Origin of the sequence: Tunicatimonas sp. (assembly GCF_049647865.1) — a bacterium.
In the GTDB taxonomy this organism is placed as follows: Bacteria; Bacteroidota; Bacteroidia; order Cytophagales; family Cyclobacteriaceae; genus Tunicatimonas.
Genome location: NZ_JBARYM010000296.1, coordinates 1 through 1,858 on the forward strand (window position 1 = coordinate 1; position 1,858 = coordinate 1,858).

At 46.1% G+C, this 1,858-nt stretch carries 2 protein-coding genes; both read right to left on the minus strand.

Annotated features, from left to right (window positions below; translation table 11 throughout):
* Positions 1-124: 124 nt before the first annotated feature.
* Positions 125-685 carry a hypothetical protein gene (locus tag WBA23_RS09075; protein ID WP_424581957.1) on the minus strand — a complete coding sequence of 187 codons (561 nt, stop codon included), beginning with the start codon at positions 683-685 and terminating at the stop codon, positions 125-127.
* A 44-nt stretch (positions 686-729) separates the two neighbouring features.
* Positions 730-1,767 (minus strand): selenide, water dikinase SelD, encoded by a 1,038-nt coding sequence (selD, locus tag WBA23_RS09080; protein WP_424581958.1) that lies wholly within the window; start codon positions 1,765-1,767, stop codon positions 730-732.
* Between the last annotated feature and the right edge of the window lie 91 nt (positions 1,768-1,858).

Here is a 1,858-nt window from a genome sequence, read left to right on the forward strand (position 1 = left end):
CTTCTTTATCATTGAAGTAGTAATGAATTAAAGAATCTTCGCCTAATGCCTGCGCTTGAAGAGCAGTTAGATTTACAAGAATTAGTACGGCAAAAGTTGCGAGTGATTTCATACCTTTAGCGATTTACATATCCTGAATAATGGTTTTTTTAGGAAAATAAATACTCCACATGCCTAATAGTGTTTCTTCGGTATCGGCAGGTAAACTAAGTGAAGTACGTAGCGAGTCGTTGAGCATAACCGGATGGGTGTAGAGCAGCGTATCTTCACCAATGCGCTGTACATTATTAATCAACTCCTGCCGCTGCTGCTGACTGTAGCGATAAGCCTCCAGGATTTGCTGTTCTTTTCCCGGTAGATCATTAGCCTGAGTAGACACTGGAATCCAATGAACGGTGGCATCGCCAGCAAAGGTGTGGACTGATTGGCTTTGTAAATAAGCCGTAAATTCAATTGCCGGTTTTTCTTCTTGGTACTGCTTTATTACGAGTGAAATCATCTGCTGAGCCATAGAACCACCTTGCCGGTAAGCTGCTTCAGTGATATCTTCGGGCATTACCCGCTTAGGCTCCCGCTGGGCCATTTCTTCCTGCACCGCTGTGGTATCTACCCGCTGCTCACCGGCATCACCACAAGCAAATAGCATTAAAGAAAGTAGTAGAACCAAAGATTGTAGTAAACTCATAACTGTAAAACTAGTAGCTAAAATAGTAACGGTTTATTCAGCGGTTAGTTAACCTGAATCAGTACATCACTCGGTTCAGTAGTCTCACCGAATGCTTCCAATGACAATCCAATGGACCGGGTATATTGAATAAAACTGGCTTCGTACGCCTTTTCTACCGCTACTAATAAACCGCCACTTGTTTGTGGGTCGCATAATAATGCCTTTTGCTCATCACTTATCGGACTGATCTTCGCCCCGTAGCTATCCCAGTTGCGCTGGGTTCCTCCCGGAATACTACCCTGGGCAATATACTGATCGATGCCTTCAAGACGACGTACTTTATCGTAATTAACAATCGCACTTACCTGACTACCTTCGCAGACTTCGGTCAGATGACCTAATAGACCAAACCCAGTGACATCGGTCATGGCCTTTACGTACGAGAGGCGGCCAAACTGCATTCCGACGTTATTCAGTTGCAGCATACTTTCTCGAGCAGTCTGAAAATCGGCCTCTTTCACTATCCCTTTTTTCTGAGCGGTAGTCAAGATACCCACTCCTAGCGGCTTAGTCAGAAAGAGCTTGCAATCAGGAGTAGCCTGGTCATTTCGTTTAACGTGTTCTAACAGAACTTGTCCGGTCACAGCCAATCCAAATATCGGTTCAGGAGCATCAATGCTGTGCCCTCCCGCTAGTGGAATATTGGCTTTACGACAAGCAGCCTTCGCTCCGGCAATCACTTGTTGGGCTACTTCCGCGGGAATCTTATCAATGGGCCAACCTAGAATTGCGACCGCCATGGTAGGTTTTCCACCCATCGCGTACACATCGCTCAGCGCGTTTACTGCAGCAATCTGCCCGAAGTCAAATGGATTGTCTACAATCGGGGTGAAGAAATCGGTAGTGCTGATGATTGCTTGCCCCTGCCCTACGTCGTACACCGCAGCATCGTCTTTGGTACTATTGCCGACAATCAGATTAGGATCATGAAAGTCGTCGTTGGAAGCTAAGATGCTCTCCAGTACTTTAGGAGATATTTTACAACCACAACCGGCTCCGTGGCTGTATTGGGTAAGGCGGATAGCATCGTTTTCCGGCATAATCAGATCGAAGTTAGGTTAGGGTGAAGATTATTGTTAGCAACAAACTTCCGAATTAGTTGGGCGTTTGTTGGTGGCTCGTCGGTTGGGC

Bases quoted from the DNA above. Each gene is read 5' to 3' on its own strand.
- selD (WP_424581958.1), bottom strand. From the start codon at position 1,767: ATGCCGGAAAACGATGCTATCCGCCTTACCCAATACAGCCACGGAGCC.
- WBA23_RS09075 (WP_424581957.1), bottom strand. From the start codon at position 685: ATGAGTTTACTACAATCTTTGGTTCTACTACTTTCTTTAATGCTATTT.